Below are 26595 nucleotides of genomic sequence, written 5' to 3'. Positions count from 1 at the left end.
TTATTAAAAATTGCAGAGTAGAAATTGCTATTTTTATGGATATCCTAACTTTAAATATTCATGAAAAAAGTATCTTATTTACCCTTGCTGGCTTTTTTAGCCATTCTGGGTGCTTGCAATAACAAAAAAGATGCTGAAGAAAACAGCGAAAGCTTTTCGTCGGCCAATCCTTTTTTTAAATCAAGCGAACTTGCCTTTCAGGCGCCTGCTTTCGACAAAATAAAAAGCGGCGATTTTAAACCGGCACTGGAAGAAGGAATGAAGCAACAAATGGAGGAAATCCAGAAAATTGCTGATCAGACCGAAGTACCTGGCTTTGAAAATACCATTTTGGCTATCGAAAAAAGCGGTCAACTGCTGAACCGCACCAGTATGGTTTTTAACCTGCTTACAGGTGCAAACACCAATCCCGAATTGCAAAAGGTTAAGGAAGAGGAAGCTCCTAAATTAACTGCAAATACAGATGCCATTTATTTAAATACCAAACTTTTTAAGCGGGTAGAAGCCCTTTACATACAAAAAGACCAGCTGAAACTGGATGCCGAATCGTTACGCTTACTGGAGTATTATTATCAAAAATTTGAACTGGCAGGAGCAAAACTGTCTGATGCCGATAAGGATAAACTCAAAGAACTGAATAAAGAAGAAGCTACGCTGAGCGCGAAGTTTACCGCGCAGTTACAGGCAGCCGGTAAGGGTTTAAAAAATACTACTCAACAACCCGAATTGCAGTCGATGGCCGATCGTTCTAAAAGAGAAGAACTTTTTAAAAAATCGTGGAACAGGGCAGAAAAAGGCGATGCAAACGATACCCGTAAAATAATTTCGAGAATTGCACAGATTCGTTCCAGCCAGGCAGCCTTGCTGGGCTTTAAAAATTATGCTGCATGGAAATTGCAAAATCAGATGGCTAAAACACCTGAAGCAGTGGAAGATTTTTTTAGCAAAGTTATTCCGGCAGCTACTGCAAAGGCAAAAAGCGAAGCGGCAGATATACAAGCAGTAATCGACCAGCAAAAAGGTGGCTTTAAACTCGAGCCCTGGGATTGGGACTTTTATGCTGAACAAGTGCGTAAAGCAAAATACGATTTAGATGAAAACGAGGTTAAACCCTATTTTGAGCTGAATAAGGTACTCATTAACGGCGTGTTTTATGCGGCAACACAACTGTATGGCATTACTTTTAAAGAACGTAAAGATTTACCTGTTTACCAGGAAGATGTGCGTGTTTTTGATGTGATAGACAAGGATGGCAAACAGCTGGGGCTATTTTATTGCGATTACTATAAGCGCGATAATAAAGATGGTGGTGCCTGGATGGATAACCTGGTACCGCAATCTAAACTATTTGGTACAATACCCGTGATTTATAATGTCTGCAATTTTACCAAACCCGAACCAGGAAAACCAGCATTAATCAGTTTTGACGATGTTACCACCATGTTTCATGAATTTGGACACGGCTTACATGGTTTGTTTGCCAATCAGCAATATCCCAGCCTTTCGGGTGCGAACGTAGCCCGCGATTACGTTGAATTTCCTTCGCAGTTTAACGAGCACTGGGCTTCCGATCCGAAAATATTAAAGAATTACGCCCTTCACTATCAAACAGGTGTACAAATGCCGCAGGCTTTGCTGGATAAGATTAAAAAGGCCAGCTCGTTTAATCAGGGCTATATTTTTACTGAGGCTTTGGCAGCGGCCGATCTGGATATGCAATGGCACACCATCCCTTCGGGGGCACCGTTGCAGGATGTCGACAAATTTGAAGCTGAGGCTTTAAAGAAAACCAATTTAAATTTATCATATGTGCCGCCACGCTACCGCTCCAGTTATTTCCTGCATATCTGGAGTAATGGCTATGCTGCCGGTTATTATGCCTACAGCTGGACTTCTATGCTTGAAAATGATGCTTTTTCATGGTTTCAGGAGAACGGAGGCTTAACCAGGGCAAACGGACAACGGTTTCGGGATATGATTCTATCAAAAGGGAATACCGAAGATCTGGGCAAAATGTTTTTTAATTTCAGAGGTCATAATCCCGATATTAAACCGATGTTGAAAAAACGCGGTTTGTTATAAACTCATATCTATTTCTTAATTGGAGAAGTCAAGTTTTTAAAACTGGCTTCTCTTTAAATGCCATCCCGGCCTATAAACCTTTCTTTACCCAAAAGGAACTGAATGGCTTTTTTTACATTCCGGTCAACCGATGCTTCAGTTTTTAAGTTGTTGATATACCTGATAATTTCCAATTGCAGATAAGGAGGTTGCTGATCAAAAATAGCCTTCGCTGCTGTATTTTCAGTAAAAGCAAGGAGCAGTTTGGGGTGTGCCGTAATTGTTCTTTCTTCTGCATCGAATTCCATTTCAAACAGGGCCTCATCGCCGACTTCTTTTTCTGCCGCTTTTCGCATGGGGGTATTGAGGTATAAACGCCATTCACCCGCATACTTGATCAGGGTTTGTGTAAACTCGTGCCCGTCTATTTTCATCCTTACCGGAATTTTCCCTTTTTCTTTTTGAGCTTTTACAAAAAGATAGTTCAAATATGCTTCGGGTATAAATACAAAAGGGTTTATGCCGATAATATCGATTTTTGCCACAAATGGCTTTGGCTTGGTTCTACTCATCGCTATTTAACAAAATTAAAGTTAGTACTTTCTGTTTTATGGCGCAAATTAGCAGGGATATACTTCTATTTGTTAAAACCAAATCCGTTTATTTCTTGTAGTATATATAAAAACTACATTATGGCAACATCACAGGAAGGGAGTACTAATAACACTCAGGAAGAAGAAAATATTAAAGATTTAAGCGGCAAAGGTGCAATTACGAAATTACGTGAGTTAGCAGAAAAGGCCGAGAGCTGTTTCTTTTGTACCAATATCAAAACAGGGGTGCCGCTATCGGTTAGGCCAATGGCTATTCAACAAGTAGATGATGAAGGAAATATCTGGTTTATGAGTATGAAAGACAGTCATAAAAATGATGAAATAGCAACTGATCCTTTTACACATCTGCTTTTCCAGGCAAGCGCACATTCGGGTTTTGTAAACATATACGGTATTGCAGAAATCACCCGCGATCAGGCCAAAATTGATGAATTGTGGAGCCCTTTTATTAAAACCTGGTTTCAGGGAGGGAAAGACGACCCAAATATTACCTTAATTAAAGTAATTCCATCTGAAGGGTATTATTGGGATACCAAACATGGTACAGCTGTTGCCTTCTTAAAAATGGCAGCTTCTGTAATAACAGGGAAAACGATGGATGATTCGGTAGAAGGGAATCTGGAGATTGATTAGTGGTTAACTGTTATAACCGGTTAATTGCCAACTGAAAATTGTTGACTGTTAACTGGTTATTTATCGCCCAAATAATCAAAACCTTCAAAATCTTCTCTTTGTGCTCTTTTGCTTAAGATATCGTCTTCTTCGGCTTGAACACGTGAGAAGAATAAGGCTTCGGCCTGGATTCTTTTAATTAATTGACGTACCAGCGTTAAATCAAATGCTTCTTTGCTTAATTTGATGCAGTATTCTCTTTCGTTGATTTCTAAACTTGAAGTATTCATAACAATCTTTTTTATTTATCGATTGCTGTAAATATAGAAAAGGCTTGCTAAACAATTGTTAGCAAGCCTTTTAAGTTTATGTTATGTTTTTGTTAAAATCTAAGCCAGTATTTTACCGGCAGATTAACAAATTAACTATTTATGCGATAAGAATAAACCTTCGTCGGTTTTGGCTACTTTTAATATGCCTTTACCTGTTAAAGCTTTTAAAGTGGTATCCCATTTTTTATTGCTCCAGTCGGTTAATTTTGCTTTCACATCAGTTAAAAGATGTTGTTCATCTTCTTTTACCAATGCATACAATTCTGTTTCTTCTGCAGTTAATTCTATTTTCTTTTTCTCCGGGCGCATTTGCGGGAAGAAAAGAACTTCCTGAATGGTGCTTTGGTTGGTCATTAACATAACTATACGATCGATACCGAAGCCTAAACCTGAGGTAGGCGGCATGCCATATTCTAAAGCACGTACAAAATCATCATCCATAGCCATAGCTTCTGCATCACCACGATCGGCCAGTTTCAACTGATCTTCGAAACGCTCTTTCTGATCAATCGGATCGTTTAATTCTGAATAAGCATTTCCGATTTCTTTACCATTCACAAATATTTCAAAACGCTCAACCAATCCTTCTGCACTTCGGTGTTTTTTAGCCAACGGTGTCATTTCGATCGGGTAATCCGTAATAAATGTAGGCTGGATTAAATTGGCTTCTACCTTATCACTGAAAATTTCATCTACCAATTTGCCACGACCCATGGTGGTATCGGTTTCGATGCCTAATGACGCACAGGTTTGCAAAAGTTCCTCTTCAGTCATTTTCGAAACATCAATCCCGGTATATTTTTGGATTGATTCGTACATGGTCAGTTTTTCGTATGGTCCTTCGAAATTGATTTCGTTTTCGCCAACTTTAACCACTGCCGAACCGTTGGTTGCAATAGCTACTTTTTCTAAACATTCTTCCACCATAGCCATCATCCAGATATAATCTTTATAAGCTACATAAATTTCCATTGAGGTATATTCCGGATTATGCGTACGGTCCATTCCTTCGTTACGGAACATTTTACCAAACTCATAAACACCGTCAAAACCGGCAACGATTAATCTTTTTAGATAAAGCTCATTTGCAATACGCAAATAAAGCGGCATATCTAAAGTATTGTGGTGTGTTGCAAACGGGCGTGCCGCTGCACCACCATGAATAGGCTGCAGGATTGGGGTTTCTACTTCCATCCAGCCCTGGTTATCGAAATAATTACGCATGGTATTGATTACCTTGCTGCGTTTAATGAAAATTTGTTTGTAATCAGGATTTACCGTTAAATCTACATAACGCATACGGTAACGCAACTCCGGATTGGTGAAACCGTCGTACACATTTCCTTCGTCATCGCGTTTTACGATAGGAAGGGGGCGTAAAGATTTAGCTAAAACTTTAAATTCAGTTACATGGATAGATATTTCGCCGGTTTGTGTGGTGAAAACATAACCTTTAACGCCGATAAAATCGCCAATATCCAACAATTTTTTAAATACCGTGTTGTAGGTAGTCTTATCGTCGCCAGGGCAAAGCTCATCTCTCTTTAAATATACTTGTATACGTCCAGTCGAATCCTGCAATTCGGCGAAAGAAGCAGCACCCATAATGTTGCGGCTCATGATACGGCCTGCAAGGCTAACGGTCTTATAGGCTGTTTTATCCTTTTCGTAGTTAGCTAAAATATCGGCTGCTGTTACGTTAATTTCGTAAGCTTCTGCTGGATAAGGTTCTATGCCTAACTGGCGTAATTGTTTTAACGACTCACGTCGTAATTGCTCTTGTTCTGATAATCCTATACTCATTTCGGGTATTTTTTGCAAAAGTAATGAATTACTTCGTCATTGCGAGGAACGAAGCAATCTTAAAGCAATAGAAATTGATTTTTTTAATTGATAATGACGTGGAAAACAATCTGGTTTTAGCTAAGATTCTGCCTCTATGCCTTCTTCGTACATTTGATTAATGGCCTCTGCATATTTCTTTTCTACTATACGGCGCTTAACTTTCATGGTGGGCGTAATTTCTCCTTCGTCTATATTGAAAGGATTACGTTTAATTTTAAAGTTTTTAATGCGTTCAAATTTGGCCAGTTCGTTCGATATTTTTTTGATATCCTGCTCCATCCAGTCAATAATTTCCTGATTGCGGATAAAAGGATCGCCATCTTCGAAAAATGAGGGCTGTAGCTTAAAGGTTTCTTCTAAAGTTTCCCTGTTCGGGATAATAATGGCTGTGATAAATTCGCGTTTATCGCCAATTAAAAACAACTGGTCAATTTTAGGGCTTTTCAGGTAAATATTTTCTACCGGGGTAGGGTAAACATTTTTTCCGTAAGCATTTACGATCATGTTTTTCAAACGATCTGTAATTTGCAGGTTACCTTTATAAAAACGGCCAATATCGCCGGTGTGGAACCACATGTCTTTATCTATCGCTTCGGCGGTTTCAGCGGGTTTGTTAAAATAACCTTTCATTACACAATGGCCACGCACAATTACTTCTCCTTCGGCACATTCAAATTCCTCATTAAAAATATTGTGGGTTTGAATGCTGATCATTTCTTTGCTTTCCACATCCTGAATGGCTACTTCAATGCCTGGGATTATGCGACCCACAGTACCATAAACCTGCCTGTGGTATTCCGTAACCGACATTACCGGTGAGGTTTCAGTTAAGCCAAAACCCTCCAGTATTTTAATGCCCAGGTCGCCAAAAAACTCACCCACATTTTTAGGTAAAGCTGCTCCACCCGAAATCATAAATTTTAAACGACCACCTGTTTTTTCTTTAATCTTACTGAAAACCAGTTTTTCGGCAATTCCCTTTTTGGCAGACAGAATCAAGCCTGGGTTTTTGCCAGCTTCTTTGGCTACACGGTATTTATTGCCGGTTTCCAGTGCCCAGGTAAATATTTTGGCTTTTGTACCACCGCCTGCAGTACCCGATTTAATGGCTTTATCGTGAATGCGTTCCAGTAAACGTGGTACGCAGCTCATTACCGTCGGACGAACTTCTCCCATATTTTTGGCCAGTAATTCCAGACTTTGCGCAAAAGCGATTTTACAACCTTGCGCGCAACACACATGGTAGGTTGCAGTACGTTCAAATACGTGGGATAATGGTAAAAATGAGAGGAAAGTTTCAGTTTGATCGATTACCGGGATCTGTTGCAAACAAACCTCTACGTTTTTAACAAAATTATAATGGGTAAGCATTACACCTTTTGGTGTACCTGTAGTTCCTGAAGTATAAATTAGCGAAGAAACATCCTGAGGCACAACCAAATTTCTGCATTGATCTATTTCAGCTCGCTCAGCTGCTGTAATCTGGTGTTTAAGGGCTAAAATATCAGAGAAAGCAATAACTTCAACATTTACATCTGCCGGAATAGTCACTTTTTCGAAATCTTTAAAAGCGGGAATGATGTATTTCAATTCCTTACAATTGGCAGCTACCTTTAATATTTTACGATACAGAAAGTTATTGCCTACCAAAATGGCTTTGATGCCCGAATCGTTAATGATATAGGCTACTTCCTGCTCGGAAAGGGTAGGGTAAATAGAAACATTAATTACACCAATTTGCTGTATGCCCTGATCGTAATACACATATTCGGGAGAGTTTTCGATCATTAAACCCAGGCGGTCTCCTTTCTTGATTCCCTTTTCTAAAAAGAATGCAGAAATGGCATCGGCTCTTTTAAGGGTATCTTCGTAAGACACTTCCAGCCACTCATTACTTTGTTTGTGGATTAAGAAAGTTTCTTCGGGTTTATGTATATTTTTTACAACATTCCTTAATAGAGTAGGAACGGTTGAAAATTCGTTAATTAATGGCATGCTCGTAATTTGGTGTGTTCGTTATTTTAACAATTATAACGCTTTTTGGTTTAAAAATACAAATTGATATGTTGCCAGACAGGTTTCGCTTGCGAATTAGATTATTTACTTATTGTTTCCACACAGATTAAACAGAAAAGTAACGCGGATTAAAATGGATTTTTTACTTGAATACTTATCGAAATCTAAAATGTTGAAATAAGAATCTGCGGATTTAAATCAGCGAAATCTGCGGGAAGTAAATGGTAATTGCCCAAAAACTGATTTATTCTTTCCACACAGATTAAACAGAAAAGTAACGCAGATTAAAAAGGATTTTACTAGAATAGTTATGAAAGACTGAATGTTGGCATGAAAATCAGCGAATCTGCGGGAAACAAATGATAATTGTCTAAAAAAAACTGCTAAACGCAAAAAGGTTTCATAAGCATGAAACCTTTTTATTAAATATTTTAATTTGCTTAAACAGAGAAACTCTCGCCACAGCCGCAAGTACGGCTCGCATTCGGATTTACAAAGTTGAAACCTTTTCCGTTTAAACCATCCGTAAAATCCAGCTCAGTTCCGGCCAGGTAAAGGAACGATTTCATATCTAATGCAATCTTAATTCCTTTATCTTCAAAAAACTGATCGCCTTTTTGTTCCTCGTTATCGAAATCTAAATTATATGATAAACCAGAACAACCACCGCCTTTTACAGAAACGCGTAAAAAGTAATCAGAACCCATTGCAGAATCCTGCATCAGGTGATCAATTTTGTCTTTTGCTTTATCGGTTATTGTGATCATAATAGTATCAAGTTGTTTTGCATCAAGTATCAATACATCTATCAAGCCGGAATTAATTCTCGAAACTTGATTCTATGAATACTTGCTACTGATATTAGTGGTGCGATTTTTCTAAAACAATTGCCTCTAAACCATTTTTAACGCGGTAATCGTTAATAGCCGATTTAATTGCATCTTCTGCCAAAACAGAACAGTGGATTTTTACCGGAGGTAAAGCCAGTTCTTCCACGATATCCATGTTATCGATAGCTAACGCCTCGTCAATTGTTTTACCTTTTAACCATTCGGTTGCTAAAGATGAAGAAGCAATAGCCGAACCGCAACCAAATGTTTTAAATTTAGCATCGGTAATTACGTTATCTTCACCAACTTCTATTTGTAAACGCATTACGTCGCCACACTCTGGTGCACCAACTAACCCAGTGCCTACAAATTTACTTTCTTTATTTAAAGTACCTACATTACGCGGGTTGTTGTAATGATCAATTACTTTTTCTGAATATGCCATGTCTTTATTTTTAATTCTTCCAAAGGAAGAGTAGTTCTTATTATTTTTTGCTTAAAGCTTTAAGTCTAAAGCATTAATTTGCTTTAAGCTTAGCGCTCTTTAGTCTTTTAGCTTCTTAGTGTTCTGCCCACTCAATTTTGCTTAGGTCAACACCTTCTTTAAACATTTCCCAAAGTGGAGAAAGTTCTCTTAAGTGGTTAACTGCTTTTTCGGTAACGGCAATAGCCTGGTCGATCTCTGCTTCTGTGGTAAATCTTCCTAAACCGAAACGGATAGAAGAGTGTGCCAGGTCATCAGATAAGCCTAAGCTTTTTAAAACGTATGATGGTTCTAAAGAGGCAGAGGTACAAGCCGATCCCGAAGAAACTGCTAAATCACTCATGGCCATCATTAAACCTTCACCTTCAACATATTTAAATGAAATGTTGGCTACGTGTGGTAAACGGTGTTTTGTATTACCATTAACATAACTTTCTTCCATTTTGTTTAAAGTCGATTCTAACTTATCACGTAAAGCTGATAAACGAATAGCCTCGCTTTCCATTTCTAAACGGCAAAGTTCGCAGGCTTTACCTAAACCTACAATACCCGGAACGTTTAAAGTACCTGAACGCATACCGCGTTCGTGACCGCCACCATCCATTTGGGCAGTAACTTTAACTCTTGGACCTTTACGACGTACATAAAGTGCACCAACACCTTTCGGTCCGTACATTTTGTGTGCCGAGAAAGCCATTAAATCAATGCCATCAGCATTTACATCAACCGGAATTTTACCAACTGCCTGCGTAGCATCAGTCATAAATAAAGCACCGTGTTTGTGTGCAATCGCCGAAATTTCTTTAACCGGTTGAACTACACCGATTTCGTTATTACCATACATGATAGAAACTAAAATTGTTTCTGGTGTCATGGCAGCTTCTAATTCAGCTAAATCAATTAAACCGTCTTCTTTAACACTTAAATAGGTAACACGTGCACCACTTTTCTCTAAGTGTTTGCAGGTATCTAAAACTGCTTTATGCTCAGTAACCGCAGTGATAATGTGATTACCTTTTTCTTTATACATTTCAAACACACCTTTAATGGCCAGGTTATCGGCCTCGGTAGCACCTGATGTAAAAATAATTTCTTTCTCAGTACAGCCGATTAATTTGGCTACTTGTTCACGAGCATAATCTACACCCTCTTCAGCCACCCAGCCAAACGCGTGATTACGGCTTGCGGCATTCCCAAATTTCTCAGTAAAGTAAGGTAGCATTGCTTCCAACACTCTCGGATCTAACGGTGTTGTAGCATTATTATCTAAATATATCGGCTGTTTCATCTTTATTCTGTTGATTATTGATACAAAGATACGAAAAAAGTTTCCTAACAATTATAAATAATAGCTATGAGGTTATAGAGAAAACATGCATTTTTACATTTAACCAACCTTTTAAATCGATGAATAAGATAGAACATATCGGAATTGCCGTAAACAGTTTAAATAAGTCGGTTCCACTTTACGAGCTTTTGCTCAATACTTCGTGCTACAAAACCGAAACCGTAGCCTCAGAACAGGTAAATACAGCGTTTTTTAAAGCCGGTGATAACAAGGTTGAGTTGCTCGAAGCTACTTCAGAAGAAAGTGCAATTGCCCGCTTCCTAGAGAAAAAGGGGGAGGGGATTCATCATATTGCATTTGCCGTTGATGATATTCTGACCGAAATGGAACGCTTAAAGGCCAGTGGTTTTGTGTTGTTAAACGAAGCACCAAAAAAAGGTGCCGATAATAAAATGGTGTGTTTTGTTCATCCTAAACAAACAAACGGCGTTTTAATAGAGCTTTGCCAGGAGATAAAATGGGTGTGAAAGATGGAAGAGGGATGATGGGAGATGGAAAATGTAAGATGGATGATGGAAGATGTGAAATGGATGAGGGAGCTAATCTAAACATTATTAACTTTGTGCTATTGTTTTTCGCTTAATGAAAACTTTGCCGTAATAATCTTAAAAATTCTATTCGATGTCGTTAATTAGTATCATCAGTAAAGATTTCGATGTGTCCGAAAACCTTTCCGAAAATCAACTTCGGGAGGTGATGGTCGATGCGTTTGCCTATCTGATTGATAATGATTTTCCGAAATTGATTCAGATTTTATATAAGGCAGATGTAGATCAGTATAAATTAAAGGAATTGCTCGAAACGGTTGAAGGTTCAAGCTCGGCTGAGGTAATTGCTGATGCCTATATCGCCAGACAAAAGGCCAAAATAGAAACCTGGAAAAAATATAGTCAGAAAAAAGATTAGGTTAAAAGCTGCTGTTTGACTTTATTTCAAAGGTTTTTAGGTTAGAATGCGTTGTGAAAAGCCTTATGATTTAAAATTCTTGCATTAGGCTTGTAAATCAAAAATAAAATTAAGATATTTGCGTCCTCTAAAATAGAGGTAGAAAGACTAATAGGAAATGTCATAAGCGTTGTTGCCAGCAAATTGCAAAAATGTTCTTGATGCTTTCACACAAATAACTAAAAATAATATTCAAATGAAAAAAGATTTGCACCCAACAAGCTACAGACCAGTTGTTTTTAAAGACATGTCTAACGAATATGCTTTCTTAACAAAATCTTGCGTAGATACTAAAGAAACTATTAAATGGGAAGATGGTAATGAGTATCCTCTTTATAAATTAGAGATCTCTCACACTTCACACCCTTTTTATACTGGTAAAATGAAATTGGTTGATACTGCAGGACGCATCGACAAATTCAAAAACCGTTACGCTAAGAAATAATTTTAGCAACAAAAAGCATTTTTTAAAGTCCCTTTGCCAAAAGCATCGGGACTTTTTTTATTTTTGTTGCTTATGACAATCAATCTTTTTGATGATGCCAGCTGGATGTCTTTACGTCCGCTTACGTTTACCAGGCCTGTGGCCGATTTGCGCATTGGTATTTTAACCATTGCCGAAAAATGGGCGAAATACTTAAAAGCTGACTTTGGCTTTCAAACCCAGGATTACCTCTCTGTAAAATTCGCTCCAAAATCTAACGCAAGTTTGTTTATAAACGGATCGGTTTGCCCTGATGATGATTTGCTTGATGCCATTACTGCGCTTAAAAGCGGTGAAGTATTATTGGCTGGCGATGTTGTTTTGGCTTTTAGTAATAACGAGGTATTAACTTATCAGCAGGCTCAAAAAGTGTTAAAACCGGTTGATTATCAATTAGGTTTTACCAGAATTAGCTACCCCGAGCATATTTTTGGGAATAACCCTGCCGAGATCAGAAAAGATTTTAAGTTGTTAACCGAAGGTCGTACTTCGGCAAAAATAAGCAGTACCAATCAGTTGTTGGGGAACGATATTTTTCTGGAAGAAGGCGCTAAGGTAGAGTGTAGCGTACTGAATAGTGGTTACGGCCCCATTTATATCGGTAAAAATGCCGAAGTTTGGGAAGGCAGTTTAATACGAGGCTCTTTTGCCCTTTGCGAAAATTCATCGGTAAAAATGGGAGCTAAAATATATTCGGGTACTACCATTGGTCCGAACAGCCGTGCCGGAGGCGAAATTAATAACGCCGTAATCTGGGGTAACTCAGCTAAAGGACACGAAGGTTATCTGGGTAATTCGGTTATGGGCGAGTGGTGCAACATTGGTGCCGATACCAACAATTCTAATTTAAAAAATAACTACGCCGAAGTAAAGCTTTACGATTACGAGAGCGAAAAATTGCGCAATACCAACCTGCAGTTTTGCGGGTTAATTATGGGCGATCATGCCAAAAGCGGCATTAATACCATGTTTAACACAGGCACTGTAGTCGGAATAGGAGCTAACATTTTTGGTGCGGGTTTTCCGCCACACCACATTGCCGATTTTAGTTGGGGTGGTGCTGCTGGTTTCGAGGCTTATAAATTGCATAAAATGTTCGAAACAACCGAAAAGGTGTTTGCAAGAAAAGATGTGGCCTTTAATGAGGTAGAAAAAAACATCCTGATAAAAGTATTTGAATTAACCGAATCGTATAGACGATTTTAATATAAAACCTGATCTGTAAAAGATCAACCAACCATTAAATAATACAAAATGAGAAAAAAGATTGTTGCCGGTAACTGGAAAATGAACTTAGATTATAACGAAGGTGTTTCGTTGTTCAGTGAAATCGTAAATATGGTTAGAGATGAGCGCAAAGGCGATCAGTTAGCGATCATTTGTTCACCGTTTATCCATTTAAACAGCCTGGCAAAATTGGGTGGTAATGATGTTAAAATTGGCGCTCAGAATATCAGCGATAAAGAAAGTGGTGCTTACACAGGCGAAACTTCTGCCAAAATGGTTAAATCTGTTGGTGCAGAATATGTTATTTTAGGTCACTCAGAGCGCAGACAGTATTTTGCTGAAAGCGATGCTTTATTGGCAGAAAAAACTAAAGTTGCTTTAGCCAACGGCTTAACACCGATTTTTTGTATCGGCGAAACTTTAGATGAGCGTAACAACGGAAGTTATTACGAAGTATTAAAAAAACAATTGGTAGAAGGTATTTTCGGTTTAACTGAAGAAGATTTTAAGAAAATTGTAATCGCTTACGAGCCGGTTTGGGCTATTGGTACAGGTTTAACCGCTTCACCAGAGCAGGCGCAAGATATTCATGCTTTCATTCGTAGCGAAATTCATGCAAAATATGGTTTCAACGTGGCTGATGATACAACTATTTTGTACGGCGGAAGCTGTAACCCGGGTAACGCAGCGAGCTTATTTGCTCAAAAAGATATTGATGGTGGCCTTATTGGTGGTGCATCATTAAAATCGCGCGATTTTACAGATATCATTAAAGCATTAAACAGCTAATGCAATACACAAAAGCAATATTTACATTCAAAAGTATCGAAGATTATCAGCAGGATTTACTTATTAGTGATCTTGCCGATTTAGGCTTCGATACTTTCGAAGATAGTGAGGGTGGTTTTACGGCATTCGTAATAAAAGATAATTTTAACGAGCAGAATCTGAAAGATTTGCTGGCCAATTATAGTGATGAATTTACAACAGATTATACTTTAGAAGATGTTGCCGATGAAAACTGGAATGCCGAATGGGAGAAAAATTTCAGTCCGCTGGTAATTGATGATGTGTGTTATGTTAGGGCAACTTTTCATGAGCCACAACCATCTTTTCCTTACGAAATCGTAATCGATCCGAAAATGTCGTTCGGTACCGGTCACCACCAAACTACAACGATGGTGATGCAGTACATTCTGGCAGCCGATGTAAAAGATAAAGCCGTTTTAGATATGGGTTGTGGCACTGCTATTTTGGCTATTCTTGCAGCTAAGTTAGGTGCAAAGAGTCTTGTGGCTATCGATTATGATGATATTTGTTATCAAAGTACGATAGAAAATGCTGCGCTTAACCACGTAGATAATTTAACAGCACTCTGCGGCAGTAAAGAAGTGATTCCGGATGAAGCATACGATATTATTTTTGCCAACATCAACAGGAATATCCTTTTGGATCAGATTCACCGTTACGCCGAAGTATTGAAACCAGGTGGTAAGATTTTCTTCAGCGGTTTTTATCTCGATCCGGATTTAAGTATGATCACTGCCGAATGCGCTAAATATGATATTAAATATATCGACCATAAGCAAAATGGTGAGTGGGTTGCGGCACAGTTTGAAAAAAAATAATGATTTGAATTTTGAATAAGTGAAGGATTGAATATGTTGCAACGTTGATGTCCACTCATTCTTTAATTCTGTCATTCAAAATTTATTTGTATGCGTATACATTTTATTGCAATTGGTGGAAGTGCGATGCACAATCTGGCTATTGCCCTGCATAAAAAAGGTTATCAGATTACTGGTTCGGATGATGTGATTTTTGAGCCTGCGAAATCCCGTTTGGATAAATATGGCTTGTTACCTGCCGAAATGGGCTGGGACGATAGCCGCATTACCAGCGATTTGGAAGCGGTTATTTTGGGAATGCATGCCCGGATTGATAATCCTGAATTATTGAGAGCACAGGAACTGGGTGTTAAAATCTATTCATATCCTGAATACATTTACGAACAGAGCAAAAATAAATTGCGTGTAGTTATTGGCGGTAGTCATGGTAAAACAACCATTACCAGCATGATTTTACATGTGTTGAATTACTATAACCGCGATTTCGATTACCTGGTAGGTGCGCAGCTGGCCGGTTTCGAAACGATGGTGAAAGTAACAGCAGAAGCCCCGGTAATGATTATTGAAGGAGATGAGTATTTATCGTCGCCGATTGATAGAAGACCTAAATTTCATCTCTATAAAGCCAATGTTGCGGTAATTAGCGGTATTGCATGGGATCATATCAATGTTTTTCCTACATACGCCGATTACACCGCGCAGTTTGATAAATTTATCGATACGATTGAAGAAAACGGTACCTTGATTTATTGTGAAGCTGATGCCGATTTAAACGAGATTGTAAGTCGTTCAAAGGCTAAGGTAAATAAAATCAGTTACGCCATTCCTGAGCATGAAATTAAGGAGGGGATAACTTACCTGCTTCCTGAAAACACAGCTTTAAAAGTTTTTGGCGACCATAATTTAATGAACCTAAACGCTGCCAGATTAGTATGTGCACAACTGGAAATAGACGAAGCTGCATTTAATACAGCCATTTCCTCGTTTACCGGAGCTGCAAAACGTTTGGAGGTTATTTCGGCCGATGCTTCGACCAATGTGTACAAAGATTTTGCCCATTCGCCATCGAAATTAAAAGCTACGATTGATGCCGTTAAAACACAATTTACCAATCGTAAACTGGTTGCCTGTATCGAATTACATACTTTTAGTAGTCTGAATAAAGATTTTTTAAAAGAATATGCGGGTGCTATGGATAAAGCCGATGATGCCATTGTGTTTATCGATATAAAATCCTTTGAGCAGAAGCAGATGGTACCATTTTCAGAAGATGATGTGCAAAGTGCCTTCCAAAATCCAAAACTGAAATTTTTTAATGATGCTGCAAAATTAAAGGCCTATTTACTGAGCCTGCATTATACCGATACCAACTTATTAATGATGAGTTCGGGTAATTACGCCGGTTTTGATTTGCCTGAGCTGGCAGCTGCATTAGAAAAATAGATTTGAGATGTGAGATGCAAGATTGATCCTGCTTCTCACATCTCATATTATCTTATGTATCAGGTAGCTTCTCCAGTCTCAAATCTAATATCTCAAATCTAAAAGACATGAAAAGCGTAGGAGACAACATTAAGCAATGCAGGCTGACGTTAAATTTAAGTCAGGCCGATGCAGCTAAGAAACTGAATATCTCTACTCCGGCTTTTTGTAAAATCGAAACAGGTCAAACCGACCTGAATATTTCCCGTTTACAACAAATTTCAAAAGTTTTTAAAGTTCCTGTAGCTCAGTTGCTTGGGTTGTCTGCAGCCCCTGATTCAGCAGAAGAGCTGGCTATGCTAAAAAAAGAACTGATGGAAAAAGATGAAGAAATCAATAAACTCCGTAAAAAGGTAATTGATTTATACGATAAACTGGGGATGTAAAACTTGTTTTATTTCGACTATTTGTCATATTAAAATTATTATTCTGAATAAAATTCATTTTTTATTAATTAATAATGATTTTTATTCTAAATGTTTGTAGTTTTATGATATGGTAACGGAAAACAATTTTAGTCTAGATCATATCGATCTCGCTATCCTCAGATTAATGCAGGATAACGCCCGTATTTCTAATGTCGATTTAGCAAAGGCACTTGAGCTGGTTCCATCAGCTGTGCTGGAGCGGGTAAAGAAACTTGAAAAGAAAAATGTCATTACGCAGTACAATGCGCGGATCAATCCGGATGCAGTAGGTTTAAAATTACTGGCTTTTATTTCTTTAAAATCATCGCAAAGTTTAGGCTGCAGCGATACGGCAAACGAGCTGGCTAAAATTCCGGATGTGCAGGAGGTGCATGTAATAGCAGGCGATGATTGTTTCCTGGTTAAAGTGCGAACGGCTGATTCAGCTTCACTGATGGCTTTACTGCGCGACTCGTTTAGCAAGGTACCCAATATTCTTTCCGTTAAAACTACCATCGTGTTAGAAACGGTAAAAGAACAGCAAAAATTAGTAATCCCAGAAAAATAACATCATGACAGATTTAAACAAAAAAGCATCGCCGGTAATGGTTTACCTGGCATTTGCCATCGTATATATAGTTTGGGGCTCTACCTATTTTTTTATCCAGAAGGCATTGGCCGGTTTTCCACCTTTTGTTTTGGGTGTAATCAGGTTTTTTATTGCCGGAGTTTTAATGCTGGGCTGGTGTAAGTTTAAGGGAGAAGATATTTTTAACCTCAAAACCATCAAGATTGCTACAGTGAGCGGTATTTTAATGTTGGGGTTGGGAAATGGTATTGTAATCTGGGTAGAGCAGTTTATTCCAAGCGGTTTAGTGGCTATTATGGTGGCTTCGGCTGCAATCTGGTTTGTAATTCTGGATAAATCGCACTGGAAAGAAAATTTAAGCAATAAGTACATTGTTTCGGGATTGATAATTGGCTTTTTGGGAGTGGTCCTACTTTTTGGTAATCAGCTTTTACAGGCGCTGGATAAGCCACAAAGTAATTTACAAATTATCGGTATGGTGCTGTTGGTTTTCGGGCCGGTTGCCTGGGCTGGTGGATCACTTTACTCTAAATACAATCCAACAACGGGCAGTTCGGTTTCGGTAAATACGGGCTGGCAAATGTTGATGGCAAGTGTTGCTTTTTTACCCGGTAGTATCATTAAATCTGAATTTAAAACGCTTGATTGGGCAGCTATTCCACTGGATGCATGGTTATCCATTGTTTATCTAATTTTATTTGGCTCTATAGCTGCCTTTAGCGCTTATGTATGGTTACTAAAGGTACGTCCGGCTACTCAGGTGAGTACCTACGCTTACGTTAATCCTGTAGTGGCTGTTTTATTGAGTTTAACCTTTACCAACGAAGTAATTGGTGTGACACAGGTGGTTGGTCTGGCCATTATTTTAGGAAGTGTACTTTTGATTAATTTACCGAAGTATAAAAGTGTGTAAAAAAGGTTCGTGCGCCACGAACCTTTGCATTTGCGTTAATTATTCCTTTGCTGTCATCCTGAGCGCAGCGAAGGATCCCTAACCGATAGTACACCAAACGCAAATGTAGGTAGATGCAATATTTAGGCCTGTGCAAATATGAGGCAGATTCTTCACTGCGTTCAGAATGACAGGTTTATATTAGGTTCGTGCGGTGTGGTTCGCAACGTCACGAACTGCGTTGTAAAGCTAAGTCGTCATTTCTACTGAAGTGAAACGAAACAGAGAAATCTATAAAATATATTGAGATAGATTTCTCCATTCCACAACCGCTGAAAAATCGGTCGCTTCAGTCGAAATGACGATAGCTAAAATTAAAATACCTTCCGCATGGTAAGGTGTTTTTTGCCAAAGGTTGCGCCTGTAGCTTTGTGGATCGCAATCATTTGTTCGTTAAAATCGCCAACCCAACTTAACTCCAGTTCTTTATATTGGTTCTTGGGTAATACATATTCGCCTAAGCGGATAAAAAGAACCGACTCCAGGCCATGTTTCTGGAATTTAGGCTTTGTACCCATTACAATGGCCCGCATACGGGTTACGCCAACCCAGCGCCTGTAAGCAAACTTTAATTTCTCTAATAAGCCCAGTTTTCCGTCAAAACCTTTAATCATCTGGTTCGCATCCGGAATAAGCACCACAAAAGAAGCCGGTTCACCATTAAAATAAGCAAACTGAATTAAGTGCTCATCCATAATCGGTTCCATGCTTTTAAAGCTTTCTTCGAGCGTTTCTTTTTTGATGGGCACAAAGTTTTCGAAATTCTGCCAGCCATCGTTGTAGATTTCCATCAGGTCGTTAATGTATTTCTCTGAATTGGCCTTGCTGAAATATTCGAAAGTATAGCCTGGTTTATTTCTTACCCAATTGGCAATTTTTGTAAAACGCTCAGGAAAGGGGATGGTAAGGTTAATGTGGTTGGTGAGTTGTTCATATTCGGTAACGAAGCCGTACTGTTCAAAGAATTTTTGATAGTAGGGGAAATTATAGTTCATGCCAAATGAAGGAGGGGTAAAGCCCTCAACCAGTAAGCCCCAGAAACTATCGTTTTCGCCAAAATTAATCGGGCCATCCATGGCTTTCATGCCGTTTTTGGTTAACCATGCCTTTGCTGTATCGAACAGTAGAAATGCCGCTTTCTCATCATCAATACATTCAAAAAAGCCCATTCCACCCGTGGGTTGTTCGTAGTTGTGTGCCTTTTTTTCGTTAATAAAAGCGGCAACCCGGCCAATCAGTTTTCCTGCATCATCTTTTAAAACCCAGCGCGTACATTTACCATGGGTAAAAAAAGTGTTCTTATCAGGATTAAATACATTTTCAACTTCACTATCCAGCGGACAGATCCAGTTTTTATCGTTTTTGTAAAGTAATTTGGGCGTATTTAGAAAGTCTTTTTTTAAAGATGGGCTACTTACTGGTATAATTTGCATGAACAGATTTTAAAATTAAAAAAGCATCCAACCAAGCGGTAGGATGCTTTTTCAAATATATGTTTTTTAAATATTAATAATCGTCGTCGTCGTCATCGAAATTATCGAAGGTATCAAGATCATCTAACGGCATGTCAAAATCATCGTCGTCATCATCGTCTTGAGGCTTCTTTTTCGTAGTTTGAATATCGTCATCTTCAAGATCATCATCTTCGTCTACCTGTTTCTTGGTAGTCGGCTTTGCTGGGAGTTTCTTTGGCGCTTTCATAACACAAAAATAAAAATTGCTTTTATACTTTAAAATTACAAAAAAACTTTTTTTAATAACAATCTGGAAGCAAAGAAAATAAATTATTTATTCAACATTTTCGCCCACAGTATTTTCTTCTTTTACGATGTCTTTTAGCTGCGGAAGTTGGTTTAAACTGTTTAAACTGAAATAATCCATAAATAAAGGGCTGGTGCTGTAAAGTATGGGCCTGCCGGGAGTTTCTGCTTTTCCATCGATACTGATCAGTTCTTTTTCGAGCAGGCGCTGAACAGAGTAATCGGAGTTTACACCCCTGATTTGCTCGATCTCGAGTTTGGTAATGGGCTGGCGGTAGGCGATGATGGCCAATGTTTCCATGGCGGCCTGACTAAGCTTTTTCTTTAAACGGTGCAGCTGGAGCTGGTTAACCGTTTCGTGGTAATCTTTTTTGGTAAGAAACTGATAGCCATTGTTTAAAAACACAAGCTCTATTGCGAAATCATCCTGGTTGTATTTATCTCTGATCTGATCGATGCTTTCGAATATCTGGGTTTCGATATGTTCGGTATTAAAAACGGCATTTAAGGCCAGTATAATCTCCTGTACGCCGATGCTTTGAACAGATGAGAATATCAGGGCTTCGATGTGCCTGGTGATGTTAGTATTGGGCATATGCAAAAATAGAATTTTTGGGCATAAAAAAAGCGGTCTCGCTTCTAAAAACAAGACCGCTTTCAACACACAAATGAAACCTGAATTAAGATATAGTTTTAGGTTAGGTTATTAAATATCTATATCAATTCTATAAGAACGTCTTTGATAAACACTATCGTTTATTTCTATGACAAGTTTAAGGCTAATCGGGCTTCCGTGAAACTCCTATTTAGTGAGTGGTATTAATAATTGAGTAAACGGTAAATTTTCTATTTTAACGGTATAGAAATAGATACTGTTGTACCATTTGTAGTGTTTTGGCGTACACTTAAGTGTATAGGTTTTGCTCCAATCTGACCTAAAAGGTGCAATCGCTCTTTGGTAAGTTGCATACCTTTACTGATATGGGTTTCTTTTTTGTTCTTTAAAGAGTTATCAATACCTACACCATCATCTATAATTTCGATGTTTAAATAAAAAGCATCCTGCAGTTTAATGTTGATCTGGATTTGGCCACCGGTTTCTTTTGGCATAATGCCATGCCAGATAGCGTTTTCTACGTAAGGCTGCAATAACATGGAAGGGATAAACGTTTCTTCCTGATCGATATTTTCGTCAATAGTGAAAATGTATTCCAGTTTATCGCCGAAGCGGTTTTTTTCCAGTTTAAGGTAGAGGTTGAGGTATTCGAGTTCCTCTTCCAGCGAAATATAACTCTTGGTACAAATTTCCAGGTTCTTTCTGATCAGGCGCGCAAAACCGGTTAAAACCTTGTTAGCCGAAGCTGTATTTTGTGTATTAATGTAATGCTGAATGGAATTCATCACATTAAATACAAAATGTGGATTCATCATGGCCTGCAGGGCCTGTTGCTCCAGCATCAATACTTTGTTTTTTAACAGCAACTGTTCCTGCTCTTTATCTTTTTGTTTACGGGTAATGTAAACGGCTACTTTATAAAAAATATAGGCTACGAGCAAAATCAAAATGGAAAGGAACCACAGGCTCTGCCAGAAATGTTTTTTAATGGTAAAAGCAATTTTTGCAGGCTCGCCCCAGTTTCCGTTCTGGCTTTTGGCACTTACTTCAAAAACATAATCGCCGGCCTGTAGGGATGAAAAATCGAGACGGCGCGTACGGGTTTCAACCCATGCCAGGTTTTCGTTTAAACGGTAACGGTAGGTAATATCGCTGGTGGTAAAATCAACCGCACTAAAGGTAAACAGAATGGTATTGTTACCTGTTTCGAAAGTGAAATTGCCCTGGTTTACGGGTAAACGTTCGTTATCTTTAATAATAGAAGTTACGTATACCTTGGGCAAGCTTCTAAGACTGTTTTTATTGTTATATTTAAAGAGTATCAGCCCTTTGTTTGTTGCAAAATAAGCGGTACTATCATCAATAAACAAACTGTTTACGTCATCGCTTAACAAGTCTTTCCCGTAATCGAAATTGGCTACACTGGGCTCGAAAGGGTAGTTGGCAATTTTATTTACACCTTTGTTGGTGAGTACCCATATCTCATTGTTTTTGACGAAAATTTTAGTGCAGATATTGTTAGTTAAACCGTCTTTTTGGGTAATCTGCGTCCTGATTTTATTGTCTTTATAAAAAATCAGTCCGTAGCCATCGGTGGCCAGTACCAAAGTGCCGTCGGCAAGCTGCTGGATATCGTTAATACGCTTGGTAAGCAGGGGATGGTTTTCAAAATGTTTAATCAGCTTTCCTTTTACCAATTGCGAAAGGCCATTGATATTGGAAAACCAGAGATTGCCATCGCGATCATAAAAAACATGGTAAGAACGGTCTTTAAAAAAGTCTTCTTTTTCGCGGTATTTTGCTGCGTTAAACTCGAATTTATTTTTTCTATCCGCCAGGAAAACTACTCCTGAAGAAAGTGCAAGTGCCAAATGGTTGTTGTTTTCGCCAACGCTGAAGTGCTTAATTACGAACATGGAATTGTTCGATTCTTTTAAATAGCTTACCTCTTCGGTGCTGTTATAAATGTGTTTAAAAACACCCATTCCGTAATCGGATGCAAAGTAAATTGATTGATCTTTCGGATCGAAAGTAATCTGTTTAATGGTTTTATACTTTTTAAAATCGTCTAAACCAATTTCGTCAACCTGGTAGTTGTTAATGGTTAAAACATCAATTACCGCATCATCGGTACCCAGCCAAAGCCTGTTTTTTCCATCTTTGGTAATGCTTTTAATTACATTGCTGCTCAGACCCGATTCGGCATCAATAATGGATAAACGGTTGTTAACATTGGGTAACATGTAGATGCCCTGGGTGGTAGCAAACCACATGTTCTGGTTGTTATCTTTTATTACCTGGTTTACCGGAATATCCTGAAGGTATTGCACCGTTTTGCCATTTTTATTTAAGGCAAAGACACCATTGGCATTGGAAAGCCATACTTCTTTGGTGCTGTTGTCGTAATAAAAATAGCCCGACATATTTTTGATCAGGTTCTGCGGAATGGCAATTAAATCGTTAATGTGCCCATGCTTAAATTCTTTTAAACCACCATTATCGAGATAAAACATCGATTTGCCGGCAGTATTGGCTGCGGCCATGTAAGATAGTGGCAGTACTTTCGATTTGATAAGCGAAAAGGTTTTTCCATTAAACCGCTGAACGCTCTGGTCGCTATAGGCCAATATATTTCCCTGCTCGTCTTCGTGGATAAAAGCATTGATAAACTTATCGTTGGGATTGGGTGAGATGTATTTTTTTATCGTTTTTCCATCCCAGCAAACGATCAGGTTGGCGTTAGTTCCCAGCCAAATCCTGCCGGCCTTATCTATTAAAAAAGAGACAATTACCGTATTGAAACTCAGTTTTTTTAAAAGCTGATCGTTATTGCGGTTATAAAATTTACCATCTTTTAAATAACTAAGCTGACCATTAAGTGCAAAAAACCATAGGCGGCCATCATTATCCTCTTTCATCTGGAGGATTTGTGTATCGGGCAAGCCATCTTCAATGGTAAAATTCTGGAAATTAGTACCATCAAAACGGCTTAATCCGTTGTCGGTAGCAATCCAGATAAAGCCTTTTTTATCTTGTAAAATGTAGTAACAGTTATTGCTGGCCAAACCACTTTTTGCATTGTAATGGGGTAGGTAAGTGGTTTGTGCAAATAGTGTTCTGAACGGGAAAAAAGCTAAAAACAAAAGAAAAAGTGCAAAGAAATTTCGGCTGAGGTTTAACTTCAACAATGCGTTTTTAGCCTGTTTTCTGTGCGCTATGCGGTATTTAATGCTCACTGTTTGCCTTTGTAAATAGTTTTATTTTTTCGAAGAAATCGCTAGCCCTGCGGCGCGAAATATTTATGCTTTCGCCATTTTTTAAGAACACCTGCAAACCATTTTTAGAATTGTATTCTTTTAGGTGGTTAAGGTTTATAATACTCGATTTATGGATCCTAACGAACTGATCGGTTGGTAAAAGCTCTTCAAATTCGCGTAAAACTTTCGAGACTGTTATTTTATCGAGGTTATTTAAGTGTACAATGGAATAATTACTATCGGCTTCGATATAAATGATGTCGTCAATGTCGATCATTTTAAAGCCTTGCCCGTAAGGTAATGTTAGTTTTTTAATCTCCGTTCTGGAGCTTAAACTAGAAGCCAGATTTTGGATTCTTTCGTCGTTTTCTTCCTGCCCCTTAAATCGCTTAATGTGCTGAAAAACCTTCTCCACGGCTATGGTAAGCTCGTCAATATCAATTGGTTTTAATAAATAATCCAGTGCATTGGCTTTAATGGCTTTAAGTGCATACTGATCATAAGCCGTAGTAAAAATAACTGCTGCATTTTGCTTTTGCGCATCCGGGATCAACTCAAAACCGTTACCGCCCGGCATGGCAATATCTAAAAAAATCAGGTCGATAGGGTGGTGGGCTAAAATGTCTTTTGCCTCCGCCACAGACCTTGCAATACCGGTAATTTCTACCTGTGGGCAGTTCTGTTGCAGTAAAAAAAATAACGATGAACGGGCAAATTCCTCATCGTCAACAATAATGGCTTTTAAAGTCGTCATAGCAATATGCTGGTGAATGTATTAAAATCGGAGAACAAAAAAAAATACAATCGCAAAAAACCAGTGTTCCGATTGTCACGTATGTATCATCAAACGTATTCAAAACCACTAACATAGATCACTATGAAAAACAATGAACTAGTAACGAAAAGTGAACTTCAGGATGAAAGTTTATTTGAAAAAGCTGTAGGGAGGAGATCTTTTCTTCAGTATGCAGGAGCCAGTGCTGCAGGTATTGCCCTTGTAGCGGCAGGTTGTAAAAAAGACCGTGGCTATCCGGAAATGACAACCGGGGCAACTTTAGATTTTAAAGATGATTTTGGCGTACTCAATTATGCTTATGCTTTAGAACAGTTGGAAGCTGCATTTTATGTTAAGGTAGCTTCGGCACCGCCGGCAAGTTTCACAGCTGCTCAGAAGGCCTATTTTCAGGATATTCAGTTTCACGAAATTGCACACCGTGAGTTTTTCAAGGCGGCTCTAGGTACAGCTGCAATAGGAAGTTTAGAGGTAGATTTCTCATCAATTGATTTTACAAGCTCATCCAGTGTGTTGGGTACAGCAATGGCTTTCGAAGATTTAGGGGTTTCTGCTTATAATGGTGCCGGACCACGAATTAAAAATGGCACTTATTTATTGCTTGCAGGTAAAATTGTTTCGGTTGAAGCCCGTCACGCAGCTTATGTACGTGATTTAATTTCAAACGGATCATTTGCCGATCTGAACAGTCTTGCACCACTTGGTGCTAACAACGCCGGAGGCCTGGATGCTGCTCTAACACCTGATAAGGTTTTGGCAATAGCTGGCAAGTATATTAAAACCAAAATTAATGTAATTAATCTTTAATTTTTAAAATCAGAAATCATGAATATCGTAAATATATTAGAAGAAATTGAAAAAGTTGATGGTGAAATCTATGAGCGTTTAAACCCGAGAAGAGCCGCAATGAAAAGCTTTTTCAACATGGGAAAAAAAATCTCTCTGGCTGCTATGCCTTTGGCTTTGGGGTCAATGTTTCAGAAAGCTTATGGCCAAACTGCTTTACCAGCAGCGGTGGTTGATGTGTTAAACTTTGCATTATCGTTAGAATATCTGGAATATCATTTTTATAATCATGCCTTATTGGGAACAGATGTTACTTTCACTTATCCAACAGCGGCAGCAAAAACTGCGATTACTACCATTCGCGATCATGAAAAAGCACACGTTGATTTGTTAGTGGGTGCATTAGGAAGTTCGGCACGTGCGCCAATTGCCTATGCCGATACCGATTTTAGGGCAGGAGGTACTTTTGCTACAGTGTACAATGATTATGGTATTTTTCTGGCAGTAGCACAAGGTTTTGAAGATACTGGTGTTAGGGCATATAAAGGTCAGGCAGGAAACTTACTGGTTAGTCCGGGGGTATTACAAACGGCTTTACAGATTCACTCGGTAGAGGCACGCCATGCGTCGCACATTCGCCAAATGCGTACTGCAGCCGGTACAGCGGTTTATAAACCATGGGTTAGTCTTGGTGCTTCAGGTCAGGCAAATGATTCGGGGGTACCACAGGTAGATGCAGTGTATGCTGGCGAAGATTTAACCGTACAGGCCAATGTTAATATTGCAAATATTACCGGTGCACCTAATGCAACAGCAGCTAAACTTGCAGCGGTTGAGAGTTTTGATGAGCCTTTAGATAAAGCAAGTGTAATTGCTATTGCTAACTTATTTTTATTACCAGGTAAAAAATTATCGTAGCCAAATAGATTGTTGAGCAGGTAATGTTTAGTTTAAGGTAGGGAAGTAGCGTTTGGGCTGCTTCCCTTTTTTGTGGATATACGAACTGAATCGCTAATTCTTAAGCCATATTGTGCTCAGGAATGTATCTTTATGTTTCATGCTCTTTCCATCGGGTACAATACAGGAAAAACTATACGAAGTACCGTCTAAAAAACAAACATTCATGAAAAGGCTAAGTTTGTTTACTTCATCGCGGGCTACTACTGCATATGCCCTTAGGCCACTTACCATGATTAGCTTCGGGCTTTCAAATTTATATTTAGGAAATGAACCACTTATGCCCACTACAAAATCATCTGCAAATTTTTGATTTTCAATTTCAGCATTCAAAGTTGCTAAATCTAATTGTGTAATCGGAAGCAAATCAACTCTCGAACTAACATAAATGATCCCAGTGGTATCTTTTACGGCATAAGAGGTTTCATTAACTTTTTTTGGCTGAATGGGAAAGCTAACGCTTGCCTTTTCGTTAATTTGTTGTTTAAACCACTTGTTTTGTGCATTTAATTTAACAGCTCCAACTACCAATAGCAGGATAAGTGTTGTTCTTTTTAGCATGAGCGCATT

The 26595-nt window shown here is 38.6% G+C and carries 27 protein-coding genes; 14 read left to right on the top strand and 13 right to left on the bottom strand.

What is annotated here, in order from left to right; all coding sequences use genetic code 11:
- Positions 1-60 precede the first annotated feature (60 nt).
- Entirely contained in the window at positions 61-2082 is a 2022-nt protein-coding gene (locus HWV58_RS16605) for a M3 family metallopeptidase (RefSeq protein WP_175635162.1), read from the top strand.
- A 53-nt stretch (positions 2083-2135) separates the two neighbouring features.
- Here HWV58_RS16605 and HWV58_RS16600 read toward each other — a convergent pair whose 3' ends face one another.
- The gene (locus HWV58_RS16600) at positions 2136-2633 is read right to left on the bottom strand and encodes a YdeI/OmpD-associated family protein (protein WP_175635161.1); all 498 of its coding nucleotides are present in this window, start codon (positions 2631-2633) and stop codon (positions 2136-2138) included.
- Between the two features lie 120 nt (positions 2634-2753).
- Here HWV58_RS16600 and HWV58_RS16595 point away from each other — a divergent pair, with 120 nt between their 5' ends.
- Positions 2754-3308, top strand: a complete 555-nt coding sequence (locus tag HWV58_RS16595; protein WP_175635160.1) for a pyridoxamine 5'-phosphate oxidase family protein — start codon at positions 2754-2756, stop codon at positions 3306-3308.
- Between the two features lie 56 nt (positions 3309-3364).
- Here the strand turns inward: HWV58_RS16595 and HWV58_RS16590 are convergent, their stop codons facing one another.
- From HWV58_RS16590 to HWV58_RS16565, 6 genes are all read right to left on the bottom strand, one after another.
- Entirely contained in the window at positions 3365-3577 is a 213-nt protein-coding gene (locus HWV58_RS16590; protein WP_124558555.1) for a hypothetical protein, read from the bottom strand.
- A gap of 135 nt (positions 3578-3712) precedes the next feature.
- A complete protein-coding gene (lysS, locus tag HWV58_RS16585) occupies positions 3713-5422 on the bottom strand; it encodes a lysine--tRNA ligase (RefSeq protein WP_175635159.1) in 1710 nt (569 codons plus the stop codon).
- A 120-nt stretch (positions 5423-5542) separates the two neighbouring features.
- Positions 5543-7459, bottom strand: a complete 1917-nt coding sequence (locus tag HWV58_RS16580) for an AMP-dependent synthetase/ligase (protein WP_175635158.1) — start codon at positions 7457-7459, stop codon at positions 5543-5545.
- 461 nt (positions 7460-7920) lie between these two features.
- Complete coding sequence (locus HWV58_RS16575; protein WP_039476203.1) at positions 7921-8247, bottom strand: HesB/IscA family protein; 327 nt, start codon at positions 8245-8247, stop codon at positions 7921-7923.
- Positions 8248-8341: 94 nt separating this feature from the next.
- Positions 8342-8755: a Fe-S cluster assembly scaffold IscU gene (gene iscU, locus HWV58_RS16570; protein ID WP_124558552.1), complete on the bottom strand. Its 414-nt coding sequence runs from the start codon at positions 8753-8755 to the stop codon at positions 8342-8344.
- A gap of 115 nt (positions 8756-8870) precedes the next feature.
- Positions 8871-10082: an IscS subfamily cysteine desulfurase gene (locus tag HWV58_RS16565; RefSeq protein ID WP_175635157.1), complete on the bottom strand. Its 1212-nt coding sequence runs from the start codon at positions 10080-10082 to the stop codon at positions 8871-8873.
- Between the two features lie 119 nt (positions 10083-10201).
- Between HWV58_RS16565 and mce the strand changes: the two genes are divergently transcribed.
- The 10 genes from mce (at position 10202) to HWV58_RS16515 (ending at position 17817) form a co-directional block, all read left to right on the top strand.
- The gene (mce, locus tag HWV58_RS16560) at positions 10202-10609 is read left to right on the top strand and encodes a methylmalonyl-CoA epimerase (protein ID WP_175635156.1); all 408 of its coding nucleotides are present in this window, start codon (positions 10202-10204) and stop codon (positions 10607-10609) included.
- Positions 10610-10763: 154 nt separating this feature from the next.
- A complete protein-coding gene (locus tag HWV58_RS16555; protein WP_175635155.1) occupies positions 10764-11048 on the top strand; it encodes a hypothetical protein in 285 nt (94 codons plus the stop codon).
- Between the two features lie 235 nt (positions 11049-11283).
- Positions 11284-11532: a type B 50S ribosomal protein L31 gene (locus HWV58_RS16550; RefSeq protein WP_025142617.1), complete on the top strand. Its 249-nt coding sequence runs from the start codon at positions 11284-11286 to the stop codon at positions 11530-11532.
- Positions 11533-11604: 72 nt separating this feature from the next.
- Positions 11605-12777: a putative sugar nucleotidyl transferase gene (locus tag HWV58_RS16545; protein ID WP_175635154.1), complete on the top strand. Its 1173-nt coding sequence runs from the start codon at positions 11605-11607 to the stop codon at positions 12775-12777.
- Between the two features lie 48 nt (positions 12778-12825).
- Positions 12826-13587: a triose-phosphate isomerase gene (gene tpiA, locus HWV58_RS16540; RefSeq protein WP_124558548.1), complete on the top strand. Its 762-nt coding sequence runs from the start codon at positions 12826-12828 to the stop codon at positions 13585-13587.
- Positions 13587-14426, top strand: a complete 840-nt coding sequence (prmA, locus tag HWV58_RS16535) for a 50S ribosomal protein L11 methyltransferase (RefSeq protein ID WP_175635153.1) — start codon at positions 13587-13589, stop codon at positions 14424-14426. The genes tpiA and prmA overlap by 1 nt, the downstream gene beginning before the upstream one ends.
- 90 nt (positions 14427-14516) lie before the next feature.
- A complete protein-coding gene (locus HWV58_RS16530) occupies positions 14517-15869 on the top strand; it encodes a UDP-N-acetylmuramate--L-alanine ligase (RefSeq protein ID WP_175635152.1) in 1353 nt (450 codons plus the stop codon).
- Positions 15870-15976: 107 nt separating this feature from the next.
- Positions 15977-16294, top strand: a complete 318-nt coding sequence (locus tag HWV58_RS16525) for a helix-turn-helix domain-containing protein (protein WP_175635151.1) — start codon at positions 15977-15979, stop codon at positions 16292-16294.
- Between the two features lie 109 nt (positions 16295-16403).
- On the top strand, positions 16404-16883 hold the full coding sequence (locus HWV58_RS16520) for an Lrp/AsnC family transcriptional regulator (protein ID WP_175635150.1): 480 nt from the start codon (positions 16404-16406) through the stop codon (positions 16881-16883).
- 4 nt (positions 16884-16887) lie between these two features.
- Positions 16888-17817, top strand: a complete 930-nt coding sequence (locus tag HWV58_RS16515) for an EamA family transporter (protein WP_217707017.1) — start codon at positions 16888-16890, stop codon at positions 17815-17817.
- Positions 17818-18170: 353 nt separating this feature from the next.
- Here HWV58_RS16515 and HWV58_RS16510 read toward each other — a convergent pair whose 3' ends face one another.
- From HWV58_RS16510 to HWV58_RS16490, 5 genes are all read right to left on the bottom strand, one after another.
- Entirely contained in the window at positions 18171-19289 is a 1119-nt protein-coding gene (locus tag HWV58_RS16510; protein ID WP_175635149.1) for a GNAT family N-acetyltransferase, read from the bottom strand.
- A 73-nt stretch (positions 19290-19362) separates the two neighbouring features.
- Positions 19363-19557 (bottom strand): hypothetical protein, encoded by a 195-nt coding sequence (locus HWV58_RS16505; RefSeq protein WP_039476158.1) that lies wholly within the window; start codon positions 19555-19557, stop codon positions 19363-19365.
- 87 nt (positions 19558-19644) lie between these two features.
- Entirely contained in the window at positions 19645-20211 is a 567-nt protein-coding gene (scpB, locus tag HWV58_RS16500; protein WP_175635148.1) for an SMC-Scp complex subunit ScpB, read from the bottom strand.
- A gap of 251 nt (positions 20212-20462) precedes the next feature.
- The gene (locus HWV58_RS16495) at positions 20463-23468 is read right to left on the bottom strand and encodes a ligand-binding sensor domain-containing protein (RefSeq protein WP_175635147.1); all 3006 of its coding nucleotides are present in this window, start codon (positions 23466-23468) and stop codon (positions 20463-20465) included.
- Positions 23458-24243, bottom strand: coding sequence for a LytR/AlgR family response regulator transcription factor (locus HWV58_RS16490; RefSeq protein ID WP_175635146.1), 786 nt, complete (start codon positions 24241-24243; stop codon positions 23458-23460). The genes HWV58_RS16495 and HWV58_RS16490 overlap by 11 nt, the downstream gene beginning before the upstream one ends.
- Positions 24244-24366: 123 nt before the next feature.
- On the opposite strand from HWV58_RS16490, the gene HWV58_RS16485 reads away from it, so the two are divergent.
- Together HWV58_RS16485 and HWV58_RS16480 are read left to right on the top strand one after the other, a co-directional pair.
- Positions 24367-25089 (top strand): ferritin-like domain-containing protein, encoded by a 723-nt coding sequence (locus HWV58_RS16485; RefSeq protein ID WP_175635145.1) that lies wholly within the window; start codon positions 24367-24369, stop codon positions 25087-25089.
- An 18-nt stretch (positions 25090-25107) separates the two neighbouring features.
- Complete coding sequence (locus HWV58_RS16480) at positions 25108-25986, top strand: ferritin-like domain-containing protein (protein WP_175635144.1); 879 nt, start codon at positions 25108-25110, stop codon at positions 25984-25986.
- A gap of 93 nt (positions 25987-26079) precedes the next feature.
- Here the strand turns inward: HWV58_RS16480 and HWV58_RS16475 are convergent, their stop codons facing one another.
- Entirely contained in the window at positions 26080-26586 is a 507-nt protein-coding gene (locus HWV58_RS16475) for a hypothetical protein (RefSeq protein ID WP_175635143.1), read from the bottom strand.
- Positions 26587-26595: the final 9 nt, after the last annotated feature.

The sequence above is a fragment of the Pedobacter ghigonis genome (genome assembly GCF_903166585.1).
In the GTDB taxonomy this organism is placed as follows: domain Bacteria; phylum Bacteroidota; class Bacteroidia; order Sphingobacteriales; family Sphingobacteriaceae; genus Pedobacter; species Pedobacter ghigonis.
Note: the sequence above shows the minus strand (reverse complement) of the source record. Positions and strands in the feature narration are given on the sequence as shown.